This window comes from Pseudomonas sp. MF06569 (assembly GCF_059862735.1).
In genome coordinates this window covers 49,655-68,191 of sequence record NZ_JCBCUZ010000003.1, presented here as the reverse complement: position 1 = coordinate 68,191, position 18,537 = coordinate 49,655, and the positions used below count along the sequence as shown (strand labels likewise).

20 protein-coding genes are annotated in these 18,537 nt (G+C 58.2%); 7 read left to right on the top strand and 13 right to left on the bottom strand.

Annotation, left to right across the window (positions count from 1 at the left end; genetic code table 11):
- Nucleotides 1–67: 67 nt before the first annotated feature.
- The 4 genes from AC19YQ_RS04355 to metG all read right to left on the bottom strand — a co-directional run bounded on the left by AC19YQ_RS04355 (nucleotide 68) and on the right by metG (nucleotide 4,300).
- On the bottom strand, nucleotides 68–250 hold the full coding sequence (locus AC19YQ_RS04355) for a PA3496 family putative envelope integrity protein (protein ID WP_133075882.1): 183 nt from the start codon (nucleotides 248–250) through the stop codon (nucleotides 68–70).
- Nucleotides 251–356: 106 nt separating this feature from the next.
- Nucleotides 357–995: an endonuclease III gene (gene nth, locus AC19YQ_RS04350; RefSeq protein WP_133075881.1), complete on the bottom strand. Its 639-nt coding sequence runs from the start codon at nucleotides 993–995 to the stop codon at nucleotides 357–359.
- A gap of 67 nt (nucleotides 996–1,062) precedes the next feature.
- Nucleotides 1,063–2,055 carry an electron transport complex subunit RsxB gene (gene rsxB / locus AC19YQ_RS04345; protein ID WP_500594660.1) on the bottom strand — a complete coding sequence of 331 codons (993 nt, stop codon included), beginning with the start codon at nucleotides 2,053–2,055 and terminating at the stop codon, nucleotides 1,063–1,065.
- 193 nt (nucleotides 2,056–2,248) lie between these two features.
- Complete coding sequence (gene metG, locus AC19YQ_RS04340; RefSeq protein WP_500594659.1) at nucleotides 2,249–4,300, bottom strand: methionine--tRNA ligase; 2,052 nt, start codon at nucleotides 4,298–4,300, stop codon at nucleotides 2,249–2,251.
- Nucleotides 4,301–4,481: 181 nt separating this feature from the next.
- On the opposite strand from metG, the gene apbC reads away from it, so the two are divergent.
- Nucleotides 4,482–5,576, top strand: a complete 1,095-nt coding sequence (apbC, locus tag AC19YQ_RS04335; protein ID WP_500594658.1) for an iron-sulfur cluster carrier protein ApbC — start codon at nucleotides 4,482–4,484, stop codon at nucleotides 5,574–5,576.
- A gap of 212 nt (nucleotides 5,577–5,788) precedes the next feature.
- On the opposite strand, the gene AC19YQ_RS04330 is transcribed toward apbC, so the two are convergent.
- Nucleotides 5,789–5,998: a cold-shock protein gene (locus AC19YQ_RS04330; RefSeq protein ID WP_002554837.1), complete on the bottom strand. Its 210-nt coding sequence runs from the start codon at nucleotides 5,996–5,998 to the stop codon at nucleotides 5,789–5,791.
- A gap of 352 nt (nucleotides 5,999–6,350) precedes the next feature.
- On the opposite strand from AC19YQ_RS04330, the gene dcd reads away from it, so the two are divergent.
- Nucleotides 6,351–6,917 (top strand): dCTP deaminase, encoded by a 567-nt coding sequence (dcd, locus tag AC19YQ_RS04325; RefSeq protein WP_016779707.1) that lies wholly within the window; start codon nucleotides 6,351–6,353, stop codon nucleotides 6,915–6,917.
- Nucleotides 6,918–7,010: 93 nt separating this feature from the next.
- Nucleotides 7,011–7,217, top strand: coding sequence for a hypothetical protein (locus AC19YQ_RS04320; RefSeq protein WP_133075877.1), 207 nt, complete (start codon nucleotides 7,011–7,013; stop codon nucleotides 7,215–7,217).
- Between the two features lie 27 nt (nucleotides 7,218–7,244).
- Here AC19YQ_RS04320 and AC19YQ_RS04315 read toward each other — a convergent pair whose 3' ends face one another.
- From AC19YQ_RS04315 to AC19YQ_RS04285, 7 genes are all read right to left on the bottom strand, one after another.
- A complete protein-coding gene (locus tag AC19YQ_RS04315; RefSeq protein WP_339473660.1) occupies nucleotides 7,245–8,366 on the bottom strand; it encodes a succinylglutamate desuccinylase/aspartoacylase family protein in 1,122 nt (373 codons plus the stop codon).
- 162 nt (nucleotides 8,367–8,528) lie between these two features.
- Nucleotides 8,529–10,991 (bottom strand): penicillin acylase family protein, encoded by a 2,463-nt coding sequence (locus AC19YQ_RS04310; protein ID WP_500594656.1) that lies wholly within the window; start codon nucleotides 10,989–10,991, stop codon nucleotides 8,529–8,531.
- 187 nt (nucleotides 10,992–11,178) lie between these two features.
- On the bottom strand, nucleotides 11,179–11,820 hold the full coding sequence (locus AC19YQ_RS04305) for a glutathione S-transferase N-terminal domain-containing protein (RefSeq protein ID WP_133075874.1): 642 nt from the start codon (nucleotides 11,818–11,820) through the stop codon (nucleotides 11,179–11,181).
- Nucleotides 11,821–12,021: 201 nt separating this feature from the next.
- Entirely contained in the window at nucleotides 12,022–12,231 is a 210-nt protein-coding gene (locus tag AC19YQ_RS04300; protein ID WP_019823514.1) for an SEC-C metal-binding domain-containing protein, read from the bottom strand.
- Between the two features lie 7 nt (nucleotides 12,232–12,238).
- Nucleotides 12,239–12,724 carry an LEA/WHy family protein gene (locus tag AC19YQ_RS04295; protein WP_500594655.1) on the bottom strand — a complete coding sequence of 162 codons (486 nt, stop codon included), beginning with the start codon at nucleotides 12,722–12,724 and terminating at the stop codon, nucleotides 12,239–12,241.
- Nucleotides 12,725–12,758: 34 nt separating this feature from the next.
- Nucleotides 12,759–13,235 carry a YchJ family protein gene (locus AC19YQ_RS04290; RefSeq protein ID WP_500594654.1) on the bottom strand — a complete coding sequence of 159 codons (477 nt, stop codon included), beginning with the start codon at nucleotides 13,233–13,235 and terminating at the stop codon, nucleotides 12,759–12,761.
- A 4-nt stretch (nucleotides 13,236–13,239) separates the two neighbouring features.
- Nucleotides 13,240–13,737 (bottom strand): DUF6231 family protein, encoded by a 498-nt coding sequence (locus AC19YQ_RS04285; RefSeq protein ID WP_326425464.1) that lies wholly within the window; start codon nucleotides 13,735–13,737, stop codon nucleotides 13,240–13,242.
- Between the two features lie 146 nt (nucleotides 13,738–13,883).
- Here AC19YQ_RS04285 and AC19YQ_RS04280 point away from each other — a divergent pair, with 146 nt between their 5' ends.
- The 3 genes from AC19YQ_RS04280 to AC19YQ_RS04270 all read left to right on the top strand — a co-directional run bounded on the left by AC19YQ_RS04280 (nucleotide 13,884) and on the right by AC19YQ_RS04270 (nucleotide 15,735).
- On the top strand, nucleotides 13,884–14,576 hold the full coding sequence (locus tag AC19YQ_RS04280; protein WP_500594653.1) for a PA1041 family peptidoglycan-binding anchor lipoprotein: 693 nt from the start codon (nucleotides 13,884–13,886) through the stop codon (nucleotides 14,574–14,576).
- A 138-nt stretch (nucleotides 14,577–14,714) separates the two neighbouring features.
- Complete coding sequence (locus AC19YQ_RS04275) at nucleotides 14,715–14,984, top strand: DUF1145 domain-containing protein (protein ID WP_133075869.1); 270 nt, start codon at nucleotides 14,715–14,717, stop codon at nucleotides 14,982–14,984.
- Nucleotides 14,977–15,735 carry a collagen-like protein gene (locus AC19YQ_RS04270; RefSeq protein ID WP_500594652.1) on the top strand — a complete coding sequence of 253 codons (759 nt, stop codon included), beginning with the start codon at nucleotides 14,977–14,979 and terminating at the stop codon, nucleotides 15,733–15,735. Before AC19YQ_RS04275 ends, AC19YQ_RS04270 begins: the two co-directional genes overlap by 8 nt.
- Before the next feature lie 58 nt (nucleotides 15,736–15,793).
- Here the strand turns inward: AC19YQ_RS04270 and AC19YQ_RS04265 are convergent, their stop codons facing one another.
- A complete protein-coding gene (locus tag AC19YQ_RS04265; protein WP_133075867.1) occupies nucleotides 15,794–16,258 on the bottom strand; it encodes a CopD family protein in 465 nt (154 codons plus the stop codon).
- A gap of 98 nt (nucleotides 16,259–16,356) precedes the next feature.
- Here AC19YQ_RS04265 and dinG point away from each other — a divergent pair, with 98 nt between their 5' ends.
- Entirely contained in the window at nucleotides 16,357–18,501 is a 2,145-nt protein-coding gene (gene dinG, locus AC19YQ_RS04260) for an ATP-dependent DNA helicase DinG (protein WP_133075866.1), read from the top strand.
- Nucleotides 18,502–18,537: the final 36 nt, after the last annotated feature.

Genomic DNA, 18,537 nt, shown 5'->3' with positions numbered 1-18,537 from the left:
CGTGACACCCAAAGCCCTCCCAAGAAAAGCCTCCGCTAAGGAGGCTTTTGATATTGCGTGATGGAAATTAAAGATCGTATCCATAATCTTCGAGCTCTTTTCTGAGCCGTTTTTCTTCCAGAAGCGCGTCAATGGTACGGCGTTTGGCCAAATTGGTTTTTGCCACCTCGACGACAGGCTCCACTGCATCGTCTGGATCGACGACTGCAAAATCTTCTTCTACTTCCAGTTCTTCTTTGCCAGTGCTCATTCAGTTCACTCCAGGCCAAGACAGTCAATGGCGCCCCTTATAGCGATAATCGCCGCTCGGGTAAAAAAGATTTTCTCAATCGATCAGCCCATAAAATATCTATTACTCAATCATCAGAGGTTTTTTGCTTGAATTCGCACAGATCCTCTATGCGGCAGCTTCCACACCGGGGCTTGCGTGCCTGACACACATAGCGCCCATGCAAGATGAGCCAGTGGTGGGCGTCCAGCAAATACGGTTTGGGCACGTGCTTCATCAAGTTCTTTTCGACCTCGACCACGTTTTTACCCGGCGCAATCCCGGTTCTGTTGCTGACCCTGAAAATATGGGTGTCTACGGCCATGGTCAGCTGCCTGAAGGCGGTGTTGAGCACTACATTTGCCGTTTTTCTACCCACCCCAGGAAGCGCTTCAAGCTCTTCTCGCGTCTGCGGAACCTGGCTGCCATGGCGTTCAATCAATAAACGGCAGGTCTCAATCACGTTTTTGGCCTTGCTGTTATACAGGCCAATGGTCTTTATGTACTGCGACAGTCCTTCTACTCCGAGAGCGTAGATGGCTTCTGGTGTGTTGGCGACTGGAAACAGTTTGGCCATCGCCTTGTTCACGCTCACATCAGTGGCCTGGGCGGACAGAATCACCGCAATCAGGAGTTCGAAAGGAGATGAATAGGCCAGCTCGGTTTTTGGCTCAGGATTGTCTTCGTGAAATCGGCGGAATATTTCAAGGCGCTTTGCGGCGTTCATGGGTAAAACACTTCCTGGATAGCTGTCCGTTAAACGAAGAGGCGCTTGCTTGTGGTGGGAAAATCTATCAGGCCTTGGCCGGCTCCAGCGCATTGAGTGTTAACTCTGCCTGAGTGACAGCCTCGGATAAAAGGTTCAACTGCGCGGTGGATTGCTCTTGGGTTATGGCCTTTTTAAGTTCGGCGCGGCGCATGGCCAGCTGGATTTTTGCACGTTTGAGTTCTGCGGTATTTGCAGCGGGCGCAGTCACTGACACCTCGGCAGCAGGCTCCAGTTGTGCCAGTGCGTGTTCGGCAGATTCAAACTGTTGCTGCAGGGTGACAAGCTGGGATTGCTGTTGTGCGGTTGGAGGGTGCCCGAACGCCTTGAGCGACTTGTTCAGTTGGGCGCGTGCCATGGCGAGTGTGACCTTGGCTTTTTTAAGCGCTGCGTCACTGAGGCTGGCCAGTTCTGCCCCCGGGCTATCCGGGCGTGTGCCACTGGCAGTTACTGCCGGTGGGCGCTGGGCCCGCGCGAGGCGTTCAGCCTGTCTGTGTTGCTCTTCGCGGCGCAGACGCTCGTCACGCACTTCATAGCGTCCGCGGGCATGGTCACGCTTTTGGTTGCGGGCGTTGAGTTGCACTGAGTCGTGAGCGAGGCCGCCGACAATCGGGATTACATTTGCAGGCAGGGGGCGCATTTCTATGCAGTCTACCGGGCAAGGGGCTACACAGAGGTCACAGCCGGTGCATTCGTCGACAATGACGGTGTGCATGAGTTTGGCCGCGCCCAGTATGGCGTCAATCGGGCAGGCCTGAATGCACTTGGTGCAACCGATACATTCTGCTTCGCGAATGTAGGCCACTTGCGGTGGGGCCTCACCGCGATCGGTATCCAGTTGCAGCACAGGAATGCTGAGCAAGTGGGCCAGTGCGGCAATGGTTTCGGTTCCACCAGGGGGGCACTTGTTGATTGCCTCGCCTTGGGCAATGCCTTGCGCATAAGGTTTGCAGCCGGGATGGCCGCACTTGCCGCATTGAGTTTGCGGTAATAAAGCATCAATACGTTGAATCAGGCTCATGGTGTGATCAGTCCAGCTACAGCGGGTCGCATCTGGGCGACACTCAACATGCGCAGAAAAAATAAGGGCGTGCGGTCAAGGTCGGTCGGCTCAAGCGAATGCGGCTGATTATCCGACATGACGGGGAGGGCGGCTACTGATGATCAGCGTCTGGTGGCCTGCTGGCCACCAGACGCTGCGAGGGGGGGCGGTGTTACTTGATGCGTTGACCTGGTTTTGCGCCGCTATCCGGGCTCAGCAGGTAAATTTCTTCCCCGCCAGGGCCGGCAGCCATCACCATGCCTTCGGACATGCCGAAGCGCATTTTGCGTGGCTTGAGGTTGGCAATCATCATGGTCAGACGACCTTCGAGCTCGGCCGGATTCGGGTACGCACTTTTGATCCCCGAGAACACGTTGCGTTGCTCGTCACCAATATCCAGCGTCAGGCGCAGCAGTTTGTCGGCGCCTTCAACGGCTTCAGCCTTGAGGATCAGCGCCACGCGCAAGTCCACTGCGGCGAAGGTATCAAACTCGATCTCTGCGGCCAGCGGTTCCTTGACCAGTTCGCCGTTGCCCTGCGGGGCAGCGCTGCCGGTGTCGGTCTGGCTTGCAATCAAATCTTCTTTCGAGGCATCTGTCATGGCTTGAACCTTGACCGGATCGATGCGGGTCATCAGCGGCTTGAAGGCGTTAAGCTGATGATTGGCCAGCAACACGTTGTGATCGTTCCAGATCAAAGGCTCAACGTTCAGGAACGCCTCGGCATCGGCTGCGAGCACGGGCAATACCGGCTTGAGGAAGATGATCAGTTGGCGGAACAGGTTGATGCCCAGGGCACACACAGCCTGAACTTCATCTTGCTTGCCTTCGACCTTGGCCATTGCCCACGGTGCCTTGTCGGCAATCCAGGCGTTGGCGCGGTCAGCCAGCGCCATGATTTCACGCATGGCGCGCGCAAAGTCGCGGGCTTCATACGCTTCGGCAATGCTGGGTGCGGCGGCCAGGAACGCTTCGGTCAGTTCGGGGGCAGCATTGCCCTCGACCATTACCCCGGCGTTGCCCTTGTGAATGAAGCCTGCGCAACGGCTAGCAATGTTGACCACTTTGCCGACCAGGTCGGAGTTGACCTTCTGAACGAAGTCTTCCAGGTTCAGGTCCAGGTCATCGACGCCGCGGCCCAGTTTGGAGGCGTAGTAGTAACGCAGGTATTCCGGTGCCAGGTGGTCCAGATAGGTGCGGGCCTTGATAAAGGTGCCGCGGGATTTGGACATTTTCTGGCCGTTGACGGTCAGGTAACCGTGAACGTTGATGGCGGTTGGCTTGCGATAGCCTGCGCCTTCGAGCATTGCCGGCCAGAACAGGGCGTGGAAATTGACGATGTCCTTGCCGATGAAGTGGTACAGCTCGGCGTTGGAATCCTTGGCCCAGTACGCATCGAAATCCAGTTCAGGACGGCGTGCGCAGAGGTTCTTGAAGCTGGCCATGTAGCCGATTGGCGCATCCAGCCATACGTAGAAGTATTTGCCTGGGGCGTCCGGAATCTCGAAACCGAAGTACGGCGCATCGCGGGAGATATCCCACTGTTGCAGGCCGGCATCCAGCCATTCGGCGATCTTGTTGGCTACTGCATCTTGCAGGGCGCCGCTACGGGTCCAGCTTTTGAGCATGGCATCGAAGTCGGGCAGCTTGAAGAAAAAGTGTTCGGAGTCCTTGAGTACCGGAGTGGCGCCAGAGATTGCCGATTTCGGGTTTTTCAGATCGGTGGGTGCATAGGTTGCGCCGCACTTTTCGCAGTTGTCGCCGTACTGATCATCCGTGCCGCATTTAGGGCATGTGCCCTTGATGAAGCGATCGGCCAGGAACATTTTCTTTTCCGGGTCGAAGTACTGGGTGATCGAACGGGTAGCGATATGCCCGGCTTCGCGCAGCTTGATGTAGATCGCACTCGACAGCTCACGGTTTTCTTCGGCGTGGGTCGAATGGAAATTATCGAAGTCGACGAGGAATTCGGCAAAGTCGGCGCTGTGTTCAGCCTGGACGTTGGCGATCAGTTGCTCGGGGGTGATGCCTTCTTTCTCGGCGCGCAACATGATGGCCGAGCCGTGGGCGTCGTCTGCGCAGACATAAGTGCATTGATTGCCGCGAAGTTTCTGGAAGCGCACCCACATATCGGTCTGGATGTACTCAAGCATATGGCCAAGGTGAATTGAACCATTGGCATAGGGCAGGGCGCTGGTGACGAGGATCTTGCGTGGCTCGGACATGGGGCTCGGCTACTTGATGAGACGGTGGTCGGCCACTATAAAGCGCCGAGCGATATATTTCACCCCGTGGCGGTGTATCTGATCGTTTACGCTGATTTTGACTGTTTCGAAAGCCTGCTTCCGTTGGTCTATTACAGGTACGATAGCGACCTGTTTTACTCAGTCTTTACGGGAGTTGCCCATGAGCGCAGTCAATCGCGCAGCGGTGGAGGCCGTCCTTCGCCAATACACCGACCCTTATTTGAATCAGGACCCGGTCAGTGCCGGATGCATTCGTACCATCGAGATTCAGGGCGAGCGCGTCAGTGTTCAGCTTGAGCTGGGCTATGCCGCTGGCCTGTTCAAGAGCGGTTGGGCGCAAGTGTTGCAAACGGCTATCGAGAATATGGATGGCGTTACCTCGGCCAAGGTCGAGATCAACTGTGTGATTTCGGCGCACAAGGCGCAGGCGCAAATCCCGGGTCTGGCCAATGTGAAGAACATTGTGGCCGTGGCTTCCGGTAAAGGCGGTGTGGGCAAATCCACGACCGCTGCCAATCTGGCTCTGGCGTTTGCGCGAGAAGGTGCGCGGGTTGGGATTCTGGATGCGGATATCTATGGTCCGAGCCAGGGGGTCATGTTCGGCATTGCCGAAGGTACTCGGCCAAAGATCCGTGATCAGAAGTGGTTTGTGCCCATTGAGGCTCACGGTGTTGAAGTGATGTCGATGGCCTTTTTGACTGACGACAACACGCCGATGGTCTGGCGCGGCCCGATGGTGTCGGGTGCGCTGTTGCAGCTCGTGACGCAAACGGCCTGGAATGACCTCGATTACCTGGTCATTGATATGCCGCCGGGTACCGGCGATATCCAGCTGACGCTGGCGCAAAAAGTCCCTGTGACCGGTTCGGTGATCGTGACTACCCCGCAGGACCTGGCTTTGCTGGATGCACGCAAGGGTGTCGAGATGTTCCGCAAGGTGAACATTCCGGTGCTGGGCGTGGTGGAGAACATGGCGGTCCACATTTGCTCGAACTGTGGTCATGCAGAGCATCTGTTTGGCGAGGGTGGTGGCGAGAAGCTGGCGACGCAATACGGCGTTGAGGTATTGGCCTCGTTGCCGCTGGCGATGGAAATTCGCGAGCAGGCCGATAACGGCAAGCCAACAGCGGTTGCAGAGCCCAATAGCCCGATTGCGTTGATCTATCAGGAATTGGCTCGCCAGGTAGGGGCGCGGATTGTTCTGCATGAAGCGGCTTCGCAAGCCATGCCGACCATTACTACCACTGACGATTGAATTGCGACGTAATACCTGTAGTCGCTGACGAGGTACGAGGCTGCGATAAAGCCCGCAGGGCCTTCAAAAATGGGGGCCGCTACGCAGCTCATCGCCGCCTCGTGCCTCGTGCCTCGTGCCTCGTCAGCGACTACAAAATCGTGCCCGGGTTTATTGCAGGCATAAAAAAACCCCGCTTTTAAGGGCGGGGTTTTTTACTGGATCAGTACAAGTTAGATAACTTGAACTTCCTCAGCTTGCATGCCTTTCTGACCGCGGGTAGCGATGAAAGAAACCTGTTGGCCTTCTTTCAGGCTTTTGAAGCCGTCGGATTGGATTGCTTTGAAGTGAACAAACAGGTCGTCACCGGATTGTGGAGTGATGAAGCCGAAGCCTTTTTCATCGTTGAACCACTTAACGGTACCAGTTTGGCGATTAGACATGGTGTAACTCCTTGAACAAAGATAACTGCGACGCAGGAAAAGCCCTGGCCGAGACTGAGTGCAAAGAGCAGGAAAAATTCTTGGAGATGGTTGGATCGAAATTCAACATATCGTGTAGAGATTCTCAGTGACACAAGCAGCACAGTGGCGCCACCTTAACGCTTTTTTCCGAACGTGCAAAGGGTCTTTGCGAAGGTTTCTCTAAAAACGTGACTGACGGTTGCCCTCACAGCCTGTATTCACGGCATCTACAGCTATTTTCGATATTTTTGCCCCAGACTTTTGAACCGGGCCCTAGGGGGCGGTAAGATGCCCGACAGAATTTTCTACCTCGCTATTCAGGACACCCGCCATGAGCATCAAACCAGACAAGTGGATTCGCCGCATGGCGCAAGAGCACGGCATGATCGAACCTTTCGTCGAGCGTCAGGTGCGTGAAGAAGGCGAGAACCGTCTGATTTCCTACGGCGTATCGAGCTACGGCTACGACGTTCGTTGTGCAAACGAATTCAAAGTGTTCACCAATATCAACTCGGCGACCGTTGATCCGAAGAACTTCGACGCGGGCAGCTTTGTTGATGTCACCAGCGACGTCTGCATCATTCCGCCCAACTCCTTCGCTCTTGCACGCACGGTTGAATACTTCCGTATCCCGCGCAACGTGCTGACCATCTGCCTGGGTAAAAGCACCTACGCTCGTTGCGGCATCATCGTTAACGTGACGCCGCTTGAGCCTGAGTGGGAAGGCCACGTAACGCTGGAGTTTTCGAACACCACGACATTGCCTGCCAAGATCTACGCCAACGAAGGCGTGGCACAAATGCTGTTCTTCGAGTCCGATGAAGAGTGCGAAGTGTCGTACAAGGACCGTGGCGGCAAATATCAGGGCCAGCGCGGCGTGACCTTGCCACGCACCTGACGAACAGAGGGAATTCTTGAGCGATAAAGCACTCTATTGAGTGTATTTCCGGTTACGCATCCAGCGAGCCGGATCATCGCTCAGGAGTGCCTCATGAAGATTGATCCGAGTATCCGCGCCCAATTGGCAAACCTTGAGCCTAATCAGGTAGGGGTGCTGGCGTGGTCTCTGCTTGCCTTCCCCCAGTTGCATGCAGGTGGCATCCCCGGCCAGCCTGATCCCGATTCCCCGCAGCCGATCGAACCCGAACCGGGCGTGCCAACGCTGCCTGACGAGCCACCGCCTGCCCCGATTGCGTGAATATTGACTTGCCCTGAACCGGTCGGCTCAAGGCGAAAGCAGATAGCCGCTGCGGTAAGTGTCGCGGCCCGCCACGTGGGCTATCACCATACCTGCAGTGGCCATTCGCCGAAGTGAACGGGCGTAGAGCAACCCCGGGTGGGTGCAGTAGACCGGTGTGAGCCGGTCGCTGATCGGGTCAATGATTTCGGCAATCAACTGTCCAGCGCTCAAGTAGTCGCCTGGCTTGGCACTGAACACCAGCAAGCCGCCCACAGGTGTCGCCACGGGCTCCACACCGCCCAAGGGGGTTGCGGGGTAGAGCAGGGGCGGCAAAGGCCCGGGTTCGCCGTCAATCGCGCCAAAATCGATCATGTAGTCAATCAGTGCCTGACAGTCGTGCTCTGCATGCGCGTGGCTGACGTCACCCAGGCCGCGCAACTCCAGGGTCACGGAGATGCTGCCCTGCGGAATCGCGAAGCAGTGCTCGAAGCGCTTCTGTAGCTGCCACCACAGCAGGGTGAAGCACTCGTCGAACGAGAGTCCGCCGGAGTCTGTCGCCAGCAAGCTGGCTTGAGCGCCGAGATAACGGGCCAGCGGTTCGAACTGCAACCAGGCCTCTGGCGTGGTGTAAAGGTGCGGCACCGCCTCATAGTCGCAGTGCAGATCCAGCACCACATCGGCATCGCAGGCCAGGGTCTGCAGAATCAGGCGTTGCGAGTGCAACTGCGTTGTTGGGACCTGGGCCGCCAGCGACGTGCGCAAGTGACAACGAATCAACTGCAGGTTATGTGCAGGGTCATTGGTTAACTGACCTTCAAGCTCGTCACCGATTTGCTCACTGAGATCGAGGAAGTTGCGGTTGAAGTTCTGCCCGCTTTGCAGCTCGTAACGGCCCAGCGGGATATCCATCAGCACTTGGTCCAGACCGGCCGGATTGGCCATCGGTACCAGCACGATTTCACTGCGCAATCGTCCTGCTGCTTCCAGTTCCGCCAGGCGCTGCTTGAGGTGCCAGGCAACCAGCATGCCGGGCAGTTCATCAGCATGCAGCGAGGCCTGGATATAGATCTTGCCCCGAGGGTGGGCGGGGCCGTAATGAAAACTGTGGATATGCCGTTCAGTGCCCGGAACAGGTGCCAGCAATGGGTGAATTTGATGTCGCTGCATGGTGACGTCCTTGTAGACCGGGTGAGAAGGCCAGGCAGTAGCGTTGTGCCCCGTCAGTTCAATCCAAGCACATTCCCGCTGGCCTACAGATTATTTTTGCGCCTGTGCCATCAAGCATAAGCCCTCTCCAGTGGTGTGCAGGAGAGGGCCGCTTCGCAGCAATTACTTGCCCGGGACCAGGGTAAGGCGGGTTTTACCGTAGGTTTTGTCGAAGTTCTGCGGTTGCATGGGGAAGCCCAGGTACTGGCCCTTTAGCCACGGGTCTATGCCATCCGTGTAGTGCGCACTGGCCGGGTTACTGGATTGGCCCGTACTGTTTTGCCCCATCATCGGTTCGATTTGCCCGAAGTCGACGATCATGCGCATGGCAGGGATCAGCGTAACGTCGAAATTTGATCCGGCGACGCTGTAAGCCGCGGTGTTGAGCGTAGTGTGATCGCCCCCTGCCATGACCGGCCCGCGAACCGTCTGGCCATTGGCATTGCGCCACTGATATTGATGCAGCTTGCCCCACTGCCATGCCCTGCGGTCGCTGCTCATCAGGCTGTCACCGGCGTTAATGGCGCCCACCAGGGTGCGGGCCAGAATGGCCGGCTTGTCTTCTTTTTGCGGGGTCCGAATATCGTCCCAGAAGGGGCTGTCTTCGCGGCCCAGCAAGTGGTCTGCCACCGCCGAGTAGGACAGGTTGCTGTTGGCAATGAATGCCTTCCAGCTGGCGCTGCTCTCTGGCCCCAATTCATCAAGGAAGAGCTGGCGGGTACTTTCCTGCAAAAACAGTTCATACAGCGCCGCGTCGGCCGAGGTCGGGCTGAGTTTGCCGTCAAAGGCCATCAATCGGCCGAGGGCTTCGCGGGCCTTTGCCTGATCGGTCGCGGGCAACCCTGCGATCGCCTGCTTGAGTGGCAGCGCCATCCCGGGGGCGGTCAGCATGGTCTTCAGCTTGGCCGCGAACAGCGTGGTTTGGTCGTATTGCATCGCGATCATGCTGCGAGCGTCCTGTTTGCCGCTGCCTGCCAGTTGCGCAAGGCGCTCACTGCGTTCAGGTGACAGCCACGAGTTGGACAGTTGCATGCCGTAGCCATAGGCGGCAGTTCGCTGGTTGGCCGTACCCAGCCAGCCCTGGGCTGGGTCCTGGTCGTAGGGGTGCAGCATCGGGTCGGCGTAACCCTCCCAGTCGTAGCGGCTGTCCCAGCCCGGTGACGGGAACAGGCCAAGACCCTCGCGTCGGTTCGGATAGAGACCGGTCACCTGCCAGCCAATGTGACTGGCGTCGGCATACAACAAATTCAGGGCTACAGCGCGTATTTCGCGGCTGGCATCCGAGGCTTTTTCGCTGTTCTGGGCGCGGGACAGGTCAAAGAACGCATCCAGAGTTTTGTCACCCTTCAAGTCCGGAGTTTGCAGGGCAAGGCCAAGGCTGCTGTTCAGCGCATTGGGTGTGCCTACCGCGCTGTTGAGCAGTGGCCCGTGGCGGGTTTCGTAAATGACCTCGCGTACCGGGCGCTGACCTTTGACGAAAAACGTTTCGTTGCGCACCGTCGCCGGCAGCCATTTGCCGTCAGCAAGGTAGTACAGGCTGCTGCCTTGGCGCTTGAGCTTCTCCAGGAACACGTCCTGGTTATCGCCCATCGCCATGCTCATGCCCCATGCCACTTTGCCATTGAAACCGGCAAACAACGTCGGCAAACCCGCGATGGTTGCGCCCGCAGCCTGATATTTGGGGGCGCGAATCTGTACGTAGCTCCACGCCGAAGGGACGCCGATGGGCTGGTGAATATCGTTGGCCAGCAGGCTTTTGCCGCTGCGGCTGCGTTGCGGGCCAATCGCCCAGCCACTCGACGCCGTGACGCCGGGCAGGCTCAGCTGGGTGATCTGCTCCAGAGCCTGGGTCAAGGGGCTCAAACCTTGCAATTGGCTACCCAGGGCAAGGCCTTTGAGCTTGTCTGCTTCGCTGGTGGGCAGGGCTTCGTTGGGGTAGGTCGGCATCAGCCACGGGAGTTTGTCCGTGCCGACTTTTTGTGCCAGCGCCAGGGAGTTGAGTTCTTCTTGCAGATTGGTCGACATCCCGAAGTTCAGCAGGCTGAAAATCAGCGCCGAGTCTTCAGGTTTCCAGTACTCGACTTTGTAGCTGGCGTGCGCCAGATCGGCCGGGAGCTTGTCGCGATAGCGGAACAGATAGGCGTTGACCCCGCGGGCATACACCTCGAAAAACTGCTTAAGGCGCGGGGATGCACTCTTATAGAGTTCGTCAGCGTTCTTTTTAAGATTGATGGTGCGCATCAGCCGGTCGGTTTCCAGGGCGTCGGCACCGTTCAGCTCAGCCAGTCGACCCTGTGCCAGCAAGCGCAGGCGCACCATTTGGCTGATACGGTCACCGGCGTGCACATAACCCAGGGTGAACAGGGCGTCATGAAAGCTGCTGCTTTCGATCAGCGGCATGCCCTGGCTGTTGCGACGAACCGACACATTCTGCGCCAGCCCTTTGAGCGGCTGCATGCCAGAGGTAGGCACCAGGCTTTGAGTGGTCTGATTGTTAATCTGGCAACCGGTCAAGCCCAGCAGGCTGACCACTGCCGCGGCAACGCCGAACCGGGGTAGAAAATGAGTAAGGGCTGGCGAGGCCATGGCAAAGCTCCTGCGGGGGGTATGTGTCATCGAAAGCCGCTACGTTAGTGAGGCCGATGACACCGTGCAAGCGCTATCTGTAGCCGCTGGCGCAGGCGGCGATAAGGCCCGCAGGACCTTCAAATTCATAGAGCCGCTGCGCGGTCCATTGCAGCCTGCGCCAGCGGCTATACAAAGCCTGATCGGGTTACTTGGGCGGGTTGATTTTATCTACCAGCGCGTAGGCCCGTTCAGTGGCCGGGCGTGCCTTGATGCGCTGGAACCACACCTTCAGGGCCGGGAAATCGTCCAGGTTCTGGCCTTGCCACTCATGGGGCACGATCCACGGGTAAATCGCCATGTCGGCAATGCTGTACTCGGCCCCGGCCACAAAGTCCCGACCCTCCAGCTGTTTATTCAAGACACCGTACAGGCGGGCCGTTTCATCGGTGTAGCGCTTCATCGCGTACGGGATTTTTTCCGGTGCGAAACGATTGAAGTGATGATTTTGCCCGGCCATGGGGCCCAGGCCGCCCATTTGCCAGAAAAGCCATTGCAGGGCCATCTGCCGACCGCGCAGATCCTTGGGCAAAAATTGACCGGTTTTTTCCGCGAGGTACAACAAGATAGCGCCGGACTCGAATAGCGACAGCGGTTCGCCGCCGTCGGCCGGAGCCTGGTCGACAATGGCAGGGATGCGATTGTTTGGGGCGATCTTCAGGAAGTCCGGAGCGAACTGTTCATTTTTACCGATGTTGATCGGGTGAACCTTGTAGGGCAGGCCAGCTTCTTCAAGAAACAACGAGACTTTGTGGCCGTTGGGCGTGGTCCAGTAATAAAGATCGATCATGAAGGGCTCCAAAAGGAAATAATCACGCAGCAAGCAATGGCCGTCAGAGGTGGCCGTTGGCTGTGGGTTGTCAGTTTTACTCCCAAAAGAGCTTCGGATGAAAGCCGGTGATGGATTCTTGATCTGAATTTTCATCACGCAAAAACACAAACGCCGCACATGCCCAAGGCAGGTGCGGCGTTTGCAGAGCGCCCCGAGGGATCAGGCGCCGTGGCACTTCTTGAATTTTTTGCTGCTGCCGCACGGGCAAGGGTCGTTGCGGCCAACGTCTTTCAGTTCGTTGCGCACTGGCTCTTGAGGTGCATGGCCGCAATGCGGGCCATGTACATGACCATTGTCGTGGTCATGGGTGTGGCCATGATCATGATCGTGGTTGCAGTCGGGGCCATGAACGTGGGGTTGTTGGGTCATTGCTCAATCACTCTGGAATAAAATCACCGGGGATTATCTCGCCTTTACGCGTCACGTGCACGTCGTAACCGTAGAACAGGCCGGTTTCAAGTGTGCCCTCAAACCGGTAGGGGATGGGCCGGTCGGGTGTTTCGAGCAATTTGACCAAGGGACGCACCTGTGGCCAGAGGTTGGTGCGAACAGGGATCGTGAATTCTGCCTGGCTGTTGGGTTCCACGCTGAACCAGTGTTCACGTTCACCTTCAGTGAGTTTTATCGTACCCAGGTACACGGTATAGCTCAGGCCCCGCACGGTGAGTGTGGAGTCATTGGGGTTATTGATCATGAAATGCAGCTTGAAGCGTTGTTCCAGTAATTTGGCCTGAACCAGTTCAACCCTGACCAGGCGTACGTCCGGGTCCTTGTCTGCGGAGTCAAACCAGGAGACGCATCCCGACAGCATCAGGACCATCGCCAGGGCAGTTGCTTTTATTATTCGAGCCCGAGCATCCATTCCTTACCCCTCAAAGTGCCAGGATCCGGTCAGCCTATTGACTGAAAAAGCCGGCACAGCATTTTTTGAATTTAAGGCCGCTGGTGCATGGGCATGCATCGTTGCGCCCAACCTTCAGCAGTACCGTGGGGTCGATGAAATACCAGCGGCCACAGCTTTGTACAAATGACGAGCGCTCGCGGTGGCTGTGCTCACCGTTGGCGTCATGCCAGCGTGCAGTAAAGGTCACAAATGCATGTTCAGGCTGACCGCCGAACACTTCGCTGCCTTCGACCGTCAGGCCCAGCCAGGTACTTTGCGCGCTCCAGTCGGCAATGGACAGCCGATCGAGCCCGGCCTGCTGCACGGGCAAGGTGGTCGCGACCAGGTAGTCGATCAGGCCCAGCACATAGGCGCTGTAACGCGAGCGCATCAGTGTTTCGGCGCTTGGGGCCGGATGACCGTCGTGATAGTGCCCGCAGCAGGCGTCCAGAAGGTTGCCGCTGCCACAGGGGCAAATGGATGTACTCATCGGGTTACCACCAATACTTGCCAAAATTTTCCGGGTTGGCCCAAAACCTGGCGTTGAGCCAGTCGGGTACTTGTTTGTACTCGCGCAGATCGTAAGTGAAAAGAGTCAGTACCTGCTCGTCACGCTGAAAGCGCTCATTGCTTTGCAGGGCGAGTGCGAAAAAATCGGTTTCTTTCCAGTCGCAGGCCGTCAGGTCCGCCAGCACGGCGATGCGGCTGGCATTGAGGTTGCGAATCCCTCCCAGCAGCTCCAGACCTGTGCGTTTGGGCAGGTGCTCCAGGCAATCGATCACTAGGGCGAGGTCAAAGCGCTGTGCGCCAAGGTCCTGGGGCAGTGGGCCGGGCGCTGCGTGAGCGACCAGTGCCTGCGGGTGCGCAGCCTGAAAAGCGGCCAGTGCCGGGAAGCTGCTGGCACCGACCACGAGCAAGCGTTGCGGCGCATAACGATCAAGCAGTGCTGCCAGCGCTTGCTGGGGCGTGCGTGTAGAAATACCGAGCGTCATCGAAAGTCCTCACTTAGAGCTTCCAAGACTAGCCTGCGCGAGCCTTGCGGCCTAGGGGGGCTGTCACGATGCTGGCGCATACCCCAACCGAGGTCTTTACTTTGCGGTGCATCGGCCAGACGCCGACCCTCAGGAGTGATCCCCTTATGAGCCTCATCAGAACAGCGTTACCTTTGGTTGTTCTCACCAGTGTTTTAACGGGCTGTGCCGGGTTGCAAAAAACCGATTGGCCCACCTGTGCCGCCGTCGGGGGTGTGGGCGGGGCGGCGTTGGGCGCGATAAACAGTTCAGCCTGGGCCGGGGGCGGTGCCCTGTTCGGCGCGGGCATGGCAGCCGCTTACTGCTGGGTTCACGGCGATGGTGATGCGGATGGCGATGGTGTACTGGATAGTCGCGACAAGTGCCCTGACACACCCAAGGGCGTGAAAGTCGATGACGTGGGCTGTCCGATTGTGGCCGTGGTTGTGGTGCAAGAAGTGGTTGTGGTCAAGGAAGAAGCGATTGTGGTGCGTGATGTGAATTTCGAATTCAACTCCGCCAAACTGACCGCGTCCGACAAGGACAAGCTCAATGTGATTGCTGCCCGCCTGAAAAAAGACGCTGCCAATGCGCAGCTCAAGGTCACCGGCTACACCGACAGCGTGGGTAATGAGGTCTATAACCTCAAACTGTCCAAACAGCGTGCGCAGTCAGTGGTCGAGTACTTGATCGAAAGCGGCGTGCCGCGCAGTCAGTTTGTCTCTGTGGCAGGTGCCGGCGAGGCGAACCCGGTTGCCAGTAACCAGACCCCTGAAGGTCGGGCCCAAAACAGACGTACCGAGATCCTGATCGTTCGCTGAGCAGGCACCGGGTACTGTGGTTCGCCGCAGGTTTGATCACCAGGGTCAATTCTGCGGCGAAACTTTTTGTAAAGGTATCTGGCGCCGTGCTCCTGCAAGCCGTTACTGTGCGTCCAAAGAAAATCTGAAGGCGGATGTATGAAGATGCTGTGGGGGCTGGGTAAGGCATTGACGCTGGTGTTTTGGGGCGTGGTACTGATCAACCTGTACGATCCCTTGATCTACCCGTTCGATGTGTTGATTAACGCTGCTGGCAGTCTGTTGCTGCTGACCCACGCGCTTGAAATGCTGCTGTTCAAAGCCCGTCTGCAAGACCGGCCCCATCCCTGGCGTGATCGCCTTCTGATTATTGTGCTTGGAATTTTCCACGCCTACACCCTTGCTGAGCGAGAGCCCCGTCATGCGTAAGTTATGTTTGCTGGCTGCCCTGTGCAGCCCTTTTGCCCACGCTGACGTGGTACTGGTTGAAGCCAACTCGCTGATGCGCCTGCCCGCCAACGCCAGCGTGTTGCACCTGGAAAAACTCGACGTTGCAGATTACGGCACGTTATTGATTCCGGCCGGTGTCACTCAGGTCAACATCGACCAACTGCATTTGGGCCGCGAGGCGCGCATCACCCTCGTGCCGGCCGAACGCGGCATAGAGCTGCGGGTGCTCCGTGCCGAACTGGGCGAAGGCAGCCAGATCAATGCCCGCGGTGCCGCAGGCACCTTCGAAAAACCGGCACGGCCAGCACGGGACCTGAGCCTGCGCATCGAGTCACTGCAAGCGCCGCAACTGTCCATCGACGCTCGTGGTGGTACGGGGGCGCCGGGTTTTGTCGGGCTGGATGGCGGCAACGGTGAAAATCCGGGTTGTACCTGGGGGGCCGCGGGCTCAGGTGCCAATGGCGACAACGGTGGCGATGGCCAGCCGGGTGCAGCAGGGGGGCAGGTGCGGGTCGAACTGCCTCGTGACTACCCAGGCGAGCAGATCAGCGTGCGGGTAGACGGTGGTGCGGGTGGCAAGCCCGGGGAAGCCGGACGCCCGGGCTCAGGCGGTAAATCCAAGGGTTGTATCGTGTACCGCACGGACGGCGGCAAATCGGGCCGTCCCGGTCTGGCCGGGCAGCCGGGTGAAGTGGGTACAGCGGGCGCGGTGACTCTTCAGCGGCTGTAATCCAGGCAAATTGTGGGAGCAAGCCTGCTCCCACACACATCGAAGTTAACCGTCAGACTCAGAAACCCGGCCGTGCCGCCGCAATGGCCACCAGTGCCAGGCCCACAAGCAGGTTGCACCCCACCAGTCGCCGAATCCGGCCCATCACCGCTGCGCCTTCTGCCCACGCCTGAGTCTCTACGGCCTTGCGCAATTCAGGCAATTGCAGCGACTGGATCCGGATAAACAGCGCCACCATCACGATGTACAGCCCCATCATGATCTGCACGTAGCGCGGAGCCGTTTCAAAACCGTTGAAGCGCATCTGCAGCAGGCCGACACCGCTGATCGGCAAAATCACTACCGCGACCCATACCCAGACAAAAAAACGTTGAAACACTTCAACCCACAGTTTTAACCGCGCAGGGCCTTCCAGGGCTGCGATTGCCGCCGGGCGCAGGATCATCCAGGCGAAAAACATGCCGCCCACCCAGATCAGGGCGGCCAATACATGCAGGCTGTAGGCGAGGGCAAAGGCGGTCATTGGGGTACTCCGTTCGGCGCGGGATGAATTAGCGGGGTATGATAGCGGCCATTCGAACCACTGAAAATTTATCCAGCGTTTCTTGCGCCCGAAGAATCATGATTAGTACCGAACTCAAAACCCAGATCCAGGGCGCTTATTCGCGTTTTCTCGAATCCAAAAGCCTTAAGCCCCGTTACGGCCAGCGTTTGATGATCGCTGAAGTGGCCAAGGTGCTGGGTGATATCGACACCGACGAAGAGAACCACCGCAGTGGCGATCCGGCTGTGGTCGCTGTAGAAGCGGGCACCGGCACCGGTAAAACCGTGGCCTATTGCCTGGCGGCCATTCCAGTGGCCAAGGCGGCAGGCAAGCGACTGGTAGTCGCCACCGCCACCGTCGCGCTGCAAGAGCAGATCGTCTACAAGGACCTGCCGGACCTGATGCGCAACAGCGGGCTGAATTTTACCTTCGCGCTGGCCAAGGGGCGTGGGCGCTACATGTGCCTGTCCAAACTCGACATGCTGCTGCAAGAGGGCCACGCGCAAACCGCGACGGCGCAGCTGTTCGAAGAAGAAGGCTTCAAGATCGAAGTCGATGAGGCCAGCCAGAAGCTGTTCACCAGCATGATCGAAAAACTGGCCGGCAATAAATGGGACGGCGACCGCGACAGCTGGCCCCAGGCGCTGGAAGACCAGGACTGGGCACGCCTGACCACCGATCACAGTCAATGCACCAACCGTCATTGCCCCAACTTCGGACAGTGCGCCTTTTACAAGGCCCGCGAAGGCATGAGCAAGGTGGACGTCATTGTCACCAACCACGACATGGTCCTGGCTGACCTCGCCCTGGGCGGCGGCGCTGTATTGCCTGACCCCCGAGACACGGTCTACGTGTTCGACGAAGGTCATCACCTGCCAGACAAGGCTATTGGCCATTTCGCCCATTACACCCGTTTGCGTTCAACGGCCGACTGGCTGGAGCAAACCGCCAAAAACCTCACCAAACTGCTTGCCCAACACCCATTGCCGGGCGACCTGGGCCGTTTGCTGGAGCAAGTGCCGGAGCTGGCCAAAGAGATCAAGGCCCAGCAACAGTTCATGTTCGCGGCGTGTGAGCAAATTGCAGACTTTAAAGTGGGTGAAGAGCCAGAGGGCCGCGAGCGGCCCCGCCACCGCTTTATCGGCGGGCTGATTCCCGATCACATGCGTGAAATGGGTATCGAACTGAAAAAAGGCTTCTCGCGCCTGACGGATCTGTTCACCCGTCTGACCGAAATCCTCAAGGACGGCATGGACGGTGAGGTCAATATCGGCATCACCAGCAACCAGGCTGAAGAGTGGTATCCACTGTTTGGCAGCTTGCTGTCCCGTGCCCAGGGCAACTGGGAATTGTGGACTGCCTTTACCGTCGAAGACCCTGAAGACAACCCGCCAATGGCGCGCTGGCTGACCCTGGCTGAAAGCGGTTCGCTGTTTGATATCGAGGTCAATGCCAGCCCCATCCTTGCCGCTGAAATGCTGCGTCGCAACCTGTGGAACGTGGCTTATGGCGTCCTGGTGACATCGGCCACCCTGACGGCACTGGGCACGTTCGATCGTTTCCGCATGCGCGCAGGCCTGCCGAAAGCCGCCGTTACCGCCGTGGTGCCAAGCCCCTTCCATCACGCGGATGCGGGCGTATTGCGGGTGCCGGACCTTAAAGCCGATCCGCGTGATGCGACGGCCCACACGGCGGCGATCATTCGTGAGCTGCCGGCACTGGTCGAAGGTTCGCGCGGCACCCTGGTGCTGTTTTCATCGCGCAAGCAAATGCAGGACGTGTTCGACGGCCTGGAGCGGGACTGGCGCAAGCAAGTGTTTATCCAGGGCAACCTGTCCAAGCAGGAAACCCTCAATAAACACAAGGCCCGGGTCGACGGCGGAGATTCCAGCGTACTGTTTGGCCTGGCCAGCTTTGCCGAGGGTGTGGACTTGCCCGGCGCCTATTGTGAGCACGTGGTCATCGCCAAAATCCCGTTCTCCGTGCCCGATGATCCCGTCGAGGCGGCGCTGGCGGAGTGGATCGAAGCCCGTGGCGGTAATCCCTTCATGGAGATCTCGGTGCCCGACGCTTCGCTGAAGCTGGTGCAGGCTTGCGGGCGGCTGCTGCGAACCGAACAGGATCGCGGCACGATCACTTTGCTGGACCGGCGACTGGTCACCCAGCGCTACGGCAAAGCCATCCTTAATGCATTGCCGCCCTTCAGGCGCGAAATTTCTTAAGTGCGAGTCGGCGTTATTGCCGACTTTGCTGTCTAT

Bases quoted from the DNA above. Each gene is read 5' to 3' on its own strand.
- AC19YQ_RS04355 (WP_133075882.1), bottom strand. From the start codon at position 250: ATGAGCACTGGCAAAGAAGAACTGGAAGTAGAAGAAGATTTTGCAGTC.
- nth (WP_133075881.1), bottom strand. From the start codon at position 995: ATGAACGCCGCAAAGCGCCTTGAAATATTCCGCCGATTTCACGAAGAC.
- rsxB (WP_500594660.1), bottom strand. From the start codon at position 2,055: ATGAGCCTGATTCAACGTATTGATGCTTTATTACCGCAAACTCAATGC.
- metG (WP_500594659.1), bottom strand. From the start codon at position 4,300: ATGTCCGAGCCACGCAAGATCCTCGTCACCAGCGCCCTGCCCTATGCC.
- apbC (WP_500594658.1), top strand. From the start codon at position 4,482: ATGAGCGCAGTCAATCGCGCAGCGGTGGAGGCCGTCCTTCGCCAATAC.
- AC19YQ_RS04330 (WP_002554837.1), bottom strand. From the start codon at position 5,998: ATGTCTAATCGCCAAACTGGTACCGTTAAGTGGTTCAACGATGAAAAA.
- dcd (WP_016779707.1), top strand. From the start codon at position 6,351: ATGAGCATCAAACCAGACAAGTGGATTCGCCGCATGGCGCAAGAGCAC.
- AC19YQ_RS04320 (WP_133075877.1), top strand. From the start codon at position 7,011: ATGAAGATTGATCCGAGTATCCGCGCCCAATTGGCAAACCTTGAGCCT.
- AC19YQ_RS04315 (WP_339473660.1), bottom strand. From the start codon at position 8,366: ATGCAGCGACATCAAATTCACCCATTGCTGGCACCTGTTCCGGGCACT.
- AC19YQ_RS04310 (WP_500594656.1), bottom strand. From the start codon at position 10,991: ATGGCCTCGCCAGCCCTTACTCATTTTCTACCCCGGTTCGGCGTTGCC.
- AC19YQ_RS04305 (WP_133075874.1), bottom strand. From the start codon at position 11,820: ATGATCGATCTTTATTACTGGACCACGCCCAACGGCCACAAAGTCTCG.
- AC19YQ_RS04300 (WP_019823514.1), bottom strand. From the start codon at position 12,231: ATGACCCAACAACCCCACGTTCATGGCCCCGACTGCAACCACGATCAT.
- AC19YQ_RS04295 (WP_500594655.1), bottom strand. From the start codon at position 12,724: ATGGATGCTCGGGCTCGAATAATAAAAGCAACTGCCCTGGCGATGGTC.
- AC19YQ_RS04290 (WP_500594654.1), bottom strand. From the start codon at position 13,235: ATGAGTACATCCATTTGCCCCTGTGGCAGCGGCAACCTTCTGGACGCC.
- AC19YQ_RS04285 (WP_326425464.1), bottom strand. From the start codon at position 13,737: ATGACGCTCGGTATTTCTACACGCACGCCCCAGCAAGCGCTGGCAGCA.
- AC19YQ_RS04280 (WP_500594653.1), top strand. From the start codon at position 13,884: ATGAGCCTCATCAGAACAGCGTTACCTTTGGTTGTTCTCACCAGTGTT.
- AC19YQ_RS04275 (WP_133075869.1), top strand. From the start codon at position 14,715: ATGAAGATGCTGTGGGGGCTGGGTAAGGCATTGACGCTGGTGTTTTGG.
- AC19YQ_RS04270 (WP_500594652.1), top strand. From the start codon at position 14,977: ATGCGTAAGTTATGTTTGCTGGCTGCCCTGTGCAGCCCTTTTGCCCAC.
- AC19YQ_RS04265 (WP_133075867.1), bottom strand. From the start codon at position 16,258: ATGACCGCCTTTGCCCTCGCCTACAGCCTGCATGTATTGGCCGCCCTG.
- dinG (WP_133075866.1), top strand. From the start codon at position 16,357: ATGATTAGTACCGAACTCAAAACCCAGATCCAGGGCGCTTATTCGCGT.